This is a genomic window from Gemmatimonadota bacterium, assembly GCA_009835325.1.
GTDB lineage: Bacteria > JAAXHH01 > JAAXHH01 > JAAXHH01 > JAAXHH01 > JAAXHH01.
Map to the genome: position 1 here is coordinate 26,631 of VXWP01000062.1, position 6,354 is coordinate 32,984.

The window sequence follows — 6,354 nt, forward strand, 5'->3', positions numbered from 1 at the left end:
CCGTCCTTCTCAGTCTTCCGGCATCAGATCCAGTCTCATCCTCGCGAGCTGGGCCTCCTCCGCATCGGGGAATTCACCGATTACCCGTTCCAGGTAGGACCGCGCCTCGGACGGTTCCTTCCGGGCCACCTTGATGAAGGCGATTTTCAACAGGGCGGCCGGCACCTTGTTACTGTCCGGATACGCGTCCAACAGCATCTCGTAGGCGTCGAGCGCCTGGGTGTACAGACTCTGGGTATAATAGCAGTCGCCGATATAGAACCGCGCGTCATCGGCCAGGTCCGAATCCGGGAAGTACTCGATGTACTGGGTAAACTGCCGGACCGCCACATCGTAGTTGCCCCGCTGGTAATCCCTCAGCGCCAGGTCGTACAGTTCGCCCGGATCGAATGACGTGGTTTGTGCCGCGGACGTATCCGGTCTTGCCGGCGCGCTCAGCTGGACCTGAAGGCTCTCCAGCCTGCGAACCAGGGCCGAAAACTGGCGGTCGCTTTCCGTGATGCGCGTGGTCAGGACCTGCAACCGGCTTTCGAGGGCGCCGACCCGCTGCCCCATGTCCGCCCGCATGCGCAGCAATTCGTCCATCTGGTCCCGCACGAGGGCTTCCAGGCGCACGATGTGCACTTTCAGGGAGTCGATGTCCTCCTGTAGGGCGATCTCCTCGCGCATGACCTGCATCTGGGCCCGCAGATGCGTCGTGTCGTTCTTCAGGTTGGTCAGGTCGGACTGGACGCCGCATGCGCCGGCAACGACCAGGACGAAGATCGCCGGCACCATGCACCGGCCGAGAGGTTTCAGGAACCTTTCGTTCATTTACGCTCGATCCGCTTCGATTTCATTCGGGCCTGGGTCCCCAGCTGGGTTGCCGGTTGTTGCCCTCCGTGATGACGGGATGGACGTCGTCTCCGTTCCAGGACATCCGGTAGATTTGGTACACACCGCTGCGGGCACGGTCCGAACTGAAGAGAATGTGCAGTCCGTCCGGGGACCAGGTCGGGTTCACGTTGTCTCCTTCCGGCCCGCGGACGCCCGTGAGTTTCACCAGGTTGCTGCCGTTGACGTCGCAGGTGTAGATATTGAAGACCCGCCTGGGGCCTCCCCGCCTCCCCTGTGCCAGATCACCGCCCACGAAGGCGATGCGGTCGCCCCGCGGAGACCACGCCGGCGATCCGTTGTAACCGCCCTCGAAGGTGATGCGATGATCGTTCGAGCCATCTATATTTATAACGTACAGGTGCTTCTGTGTCAATCGGTCCGACATGTATACCAACTGATCGCCCCGCGGTGACCAGGATGGTGAAACGTTGATCCCGTAACCGGTCGCAAGCGGTACCAGGCGGCTCCCGTCCAGCGTGCTGATGTACAGCCTGGACACCCCCTCTGTGACCAGGCTCAGGATCAGGTGGCGGCCGTCCGGCGACCAGCGCGGCGAAAGCACCGTTCTCCCCCTGAACGGGACTTTGCCGGTCTCCCCGCTCTGCAGGTTGAGGATATACAGTTCGTGAGGGCCGTCCCGGTAGGAGGTGTAGGCGATTCGGGTGCCGTCAGGCGACCAGTTCGGCGAGTATTTCCGTGCGCCGTCCCGGGTCAGCTGGCGCACGTTGAAACCGTCGTAGTCCGAGATATACAGTTCCGGGGCGCCGCTGCGCTGGGATATGAAGACGACGCGGGTCTGGGCGGTGCCCCGGTCCCCGGTCAGCTGGAACACGATGTCGTCGGCCATGAGATGCACGATCCGCCTCAGGGTCAGGTCGAAGGCGGCGTACCCCTTTTCCATGATCGTCCGCCGGGTGCCCAGGTCGGTAAGACGCACGGAGATCTCCACCCTGGATCCCGAGACTTCATACGTTCCCGACACCATGACCTGCACGGACAGCTTGCGCAGCAACTCGAGGTCCACGTCTCCGGCGGCATCCAGGAATACGTAGGTGGTGTCGCCGGCGCTGTCCGTCAGCACCGGGGCGCCATCGTCCGTTCCGACCCGGGCCGGGATGGAAAGGTCCCGCACGGCGAATACGCCGGAGAACGACAGGTCGCGCATCAGCACCTGGTTGACGGTGTCCTGCACGGCGGCGTCGAAGGCCGTTCCGTCCCGGGGGACAAAGGGCTTGAAGGCGATCGGGATACGGGGGGAGACGCGGGCCTGCACGCTGAGATTGACCTCGTCCTGGCCCGACGCGGACCGCGCGCAGAGCAGGGACAGGACGCAGGCCGCCAGCAGGATCCTCAACGTCCAGGCACTCCGCTGTTTTCTCATTTCAGGCCTTCCGTACTGTAAATCCATTCATGGCAACGGGTTTGGAACCGCGGTCGTTCATTGCTGCTTCACAACGCGTACTGGAAGGCGAAGTGCACGCCCAGGTAGGACTTTCGGTAACCTTCCGGAAGCGGCGGCAGCGGATCGGCCGCGTTCAGCGCCCGTTGCGCCGCCAGGTCGAAGACCGCGTTGGAAGACGAACGCTCCATGACGACGCCGGTAATCCGGCCGGACCGCACCACGCGGAAATAGATGACCGTCTCGAGCTGGGTGACGCCGAGCATCCTGGGCACGTTGAAATGCTGTTGGATCTTCCGCTGCATCATGCCCAGGTAGTACGGGTATTCGAAGTTCCGCTCGTCCAGGCGGATTTCCGGGGCATCGGTCTCGAAGGTCTGCGGCGCTTCAGGTAGGGGATCCGGTTCTTCGGAGACCAGGCGCGGCGTCCGTTCCAGCGCCAGGGCCGCCTCCTCCTGCGGTGCGGCGGCCTCCTTCTTCGAGACGACTTCGTACACCTCGTCGAGCGCGGGCGGGCGTTGGGCCGGCGGACGCTCGTTCAGCGTTACGAGATCGACCCGGTAGACCTGCTGGTCCAGCGACGACGCCGGCGCGGGCCACCAGGTATTCACACCGATCAGCCCGGCGATCACCGCGATATGCAGGAATCCGGAAGCCCAGATCATGCGTGCCATTATCTTGAAGGCCTCAGACTGGTCGCCAGGCCAATCTGCGTTACGCCGTGCTGCTTGAGTTTATCCAGCACGCCAATGACGGCGCCGTAGGGCACCTGTTCGTCTCCGCGGATAAACACCGGCTTATGCTGCTGATCCTCGAATATCTCCCCGAACACCCCGTCGAACTGGGCGATCGAAAGCAGCCGGTCTTCGAGGTAGAGCGACCCTTCGCTCGTTATCGTGATGACGAGGCCCTCGCCGAGATCCGGCGCGGCCGCACTCGCCCTGGGAAGATCCACCTGGACGCCGCTCTGGATCATCGGCGTGGTGATCATGAAGATGATCAGGAGCACGGTCATGACGTCGACCAGTGCCGTAACCCTGATTTCCGAGAGGACACGGGGCGAACCCGCGCTATTGAAATCAAACGAATTCATGGCCTACCCGCGATGGTCCGCAACTGAAGGACATTCAGGACCGCGGTGGCCAGGTCCTCGAGTTCCAGTCCCAGCACTCGCGATCGCTGCACGAAGTAATTGTACGCCACCATGGCCGGGATCGCCACGGCCAGACCCGCGATCGTCGTAATCAGGGCTTCCGCGATCCCGGGCGCCACGACCACGATGTTGGTGGAGCCCTGGGTACTGATGTCCAGAAAGGCGGTCATGACGCCCCACACTGTACCGAACAGACCGAGAAAGGGGCACACGCTTCCAGCGGTGGCCAGCAGGGGAAGCCGTTGTTCGAACCGGGCCAGTTCCCGGTGGGCGGCCAGCCGGAGGTCGCGATAGACGGATTCCACCAGGTCCTGGTCGACTTCCTTCGGCCGGCCGGCCTGGTCCGCCTGGCCTGCCTGGTCCGCGGCGGCGGCCGGAAGCGGAAACGCCGGCGCGTACTTCTCGTATACCTCGCGGTACACCGCGGCAGCGGGACTGAACGGCAATTTCGAGGCGGCGGTGTAAACCTGTCTGTAATTGCGCTCCGACCGGAAGAACGCGAGGAATTCCTCCGACTGCGCCTGGGCCCGGCGAAAGTACCGCCAGCGCTCCGCCATGATCGCCCATGTAACGATGGAGAACATCAGGAGAACGACAATGACGGTCTTGGCGACGGCGCCCGAATCCAGAATCAGATTCAGGATACTGATTTCGGATGACAAAGTGCGTTCAGGTCCTTTCGACAGTTCCCATGGCCCCTTACCGGCGGCTTGAAAGTTGGAACACGGATGCGTGCGTGTCAAGCACTACAGGACGCTGGTCCTGTCGATCCCTACCCCCATATCAGCGCGACTTCGACGGCCAGGTCAGGGTGGTCGTCGATCAGTTCAAGGGCTTCGGCGGCGCGATGGGCGGGGAATACGTGGGTCAACAGGGGACGCAGCCTGACGGCGCCGATACCCACGAGTTTCAGCCCCCGGTCCACCAGGTAGGGGGTTTCGAAGGACTGTTCGTGTCCCATGATCAGCTGCAGGGACCGCTCCGACCATTCCCGCATGTCGATGGATACGGAGTGGGAATTGGCTTTCAGGACGACGAGCTTCCCGCCCGGCCGCAATACCGCCGCGCACTGGGAAAAGGATGCCCCGCTGCCGGCACATTCGAGGCAGACGTCCACACCCTGGCCGCCGGTCCGGTCCATGACACGGCGATGGACGTCCTCCGTGGAGGCATTGATCAAGGTGTCCGCGCCGATATCCGCCGCCCGCTGCAGGCGCTTCGCGTGAAGGTCCGACACGATCACGGCCGCGGCGCCCGATATGGACGCCACCTGCGTTCCCAGCAACCCGGTGGTCCCCAGGCCGCAGACGAAAACGGTGCTGCCCTTCACGTCGGCCCGTTCCATGCCCTTGAGTACCGTGGGCATCAGGCCGGCGATGGCGCCTTCTTCGTAACTGACGCCGTGCGGCAGCTTTACGGCCTGGCTCGCAGGCACGCTGCGGTATTCCGAAAAGCCTCCGTCGGTAAGGCAGGCAACGACCCGGTCGCCCCGGCCGTGCGAATCCACGCCCCGGCCGAGCGAATCCACAAGCCGGCCGATGGACTCAATGACGCCCGTGAAACTCCGGCTGATGGCCCCGTGGGCGCCGTTGGCGGTTGACGGCGGATCGGCGCCGTTATCGGCGACACTCCGGCGCGACAGCACGCATGCCCGGACCTTGACCAGTACGTCCTCGTCGTTGCAGGCAGGCACGGGCCCGCTGGATACCTCCGGATTGCCCTCCGCATCCAGCGTCAGTGTTTGCATGGCGGCCTCTTCGTCACTTAAGGATGCGACCCGACGAGCCGGACCGTGGACTACCAGTATTCCTCGAAGTGAATGTTGCCCTTGTCCCTGCGATGATCCGCCTTGAATCCACGGGATTCGAGCAGTTCCACCATCCCGGTGGGCGAGGGGTACGACTTGTCGCCCTCCCTGGTATAGTTGGGCACGCCGATCATGTCGGGGTTTCCGCAGATGTACACGTGGGTCCTTTCAGGATCCAGGACGATACCGGTCTGCTCCTCCAGTTCCCCGGTGCTTACCAGGTCCTGTATATACACCTTGCGGTTTAGGTTGTGGGCTTCCCGGGTGGTCAGCGTGATGTAATGGTAGTTCGGATGCAGGTGTTCCAGGCGTTCGTTGGTGGATTGGTAGCCCAGGTCCCGGGCGTATCGCACGCACACCACCGAAATGATCTCCGGTCCGTGGCCGTTGCGCATCAGTTCGGCGATCATGCAGTTGTGGGGCGCTTCGCCGGTGCCGGTCGCGGCGAAGATGACCTGGTCGTTCGGACCAACGTGTTCAAGGGTGTAATGGCCGGTCACCTTCGGCCCCATCCAGAGGCGGTCGCCTTCCTTCAGCATCCACAGCCTCGGCGTGAGGGAGGGGTCCTGGCCTTCCTCGCCGTCGCGGGCCACGAGCGTAATGTAGAACTCGTAGTAGTCCATGTCCGCCGGATCCATCAATTGGCGGGGATCGTCCTCGTACATGGGAAAGGACATGGAGTAGGCGCGGCGGACGAGCTTCGTCTTGAGGTTCTCGTTAACGTCTTCGTTATGTTCGGGATCGTTGGTGGGTTCCCAGTCGCCCAGGCCGAGCGTGGTGTACTGTCCGGGCTTGTACGGCGGAAGTTCTTCGTCCGGTTTCACCCGGATGATCCAGAGTTCGGGGTTCAGTTCCTGGATTTCGGTCAACGTGGCGTTATAGTGTTGCTCCCTTAAGGCCGTGATCTCTTCTGACGTATGCATGTATACCTGCCGTGTCTCCGCGTTCAGTCAAAGGTGAACCAACGAGGGATAAACCGGCCGGCCGGCCGGTACGCGAGGAGCGTCCTAGAAATCGGCTCCTATCGTAAAGAAGAACTGGGTGTCGTTCAGCGCATGCCTCAGCCGGTACGAACGCGTGCCCGGGAACTCGGACTCAAGCCCTCGGGGAACATTGGAC

At 62.8% G+C, this 6,354-nt stretch carries 7 protein-coding genes; all 7 read right to left on the reverse strand.

All coding sequences use genetic code 11. The annotated features are described in order from the left end of the window. Positions 1–9: 9 nt before the first annotated feature. The 7 genes from ybgF to F4Z81_08080 all read right to left on the reverse strand — a co-directional run bounded on the left by ybgF (position 10) and on the right by F4Z81_08080 (position 6,158). On the reverse strand, positions 10–813 hold the full coding sequence (gene ybgF, locus F4Z81_08050) for a tol-pal system protein YbgF (protein ID MXW05002.1): 804 nt from the start codon (positions 811–813) through the stop codon (positions 10–12). 22 nt (positions 814–835) lie between these two features. Further along, a complete protein-coding gene (locus F4Z81_08055) occupies positions 836–2,284 on the reverse strand; it encodes a hypothetical protein (GenBank protein MXW05003.1) in 1,449 nt (482 codons plus the stop codon). A gap of 41 nt (positions 2,285–2,325) precedes the next feature. Beyond that, positions 2,326–2,949 carry a TonB C-terminal domain-containing protein gene (locus F4Z81_08060; GenBank protein MXW05004.1) on the reverse strand — a complete coding sequence of 208 codons (624 nt, stop codon included), beginning with the start codon at positions 2,947–2,949 and terminating at the stop codon, positions 2,326–2,328. Further along, positions 2,949–3,368 carry a biopolymer transporter ExbD gene (locus F4Z81_08065; GenBank protein ID MXW05005.1) on the reverse strand — a complete coding sequence of 140 codons (420 nt, stop codon included), beginning with the start codon at positions 3,366–3,368 and terminating at the stop codon, positions 2,949–2,951. Before F4Z81_08065 ends, F4Z81_08060 begins: the two co-directional genes overlap by 1 nt. Beyond that, positions 3,365–4,090: a Tol-Pal system subunit TolQ gene (locus tag F4Z81_08070; GenBank protein ID MXW05006.1), complete on the reverse strand. Its 726-nt coding sequence runs from the start codon at positions 4,088–4,090 to the stop codon at positions 3,365–3,367. The genes F4Z81_08065 and F4Z81_08070 overlap by 4 nt, the downstream gene beginning before the upstream one ends. A 110-nt stretch (positions 4,091–4,200) precedes the next feature. Then, positions 4,201–5,175, reverse strand: a complete 975-nt coding sequence (locus tag F4Z81_08075) for a zinc-binding dehydrogenase (GenBank protein ID MXW05007.1) — start codon at positions 5,173–5,175, stop codon at positions 4,201–4,203. Positions 5,176–5,225: 50 nt separating this feature from the next. Next, positions 5,226–6,158, reverse strand: a complete 933-nt coding sequence (locus F4Z81_08080) for a ferredoxin--NADP reductase (protein ID MXW05008.1) — start codon at positions 6,156–6,158, stop codon at positions 5,226–5,228. Between the last annotated feature and the right edge of the window lie 196 nt (positions 6,159–6,354).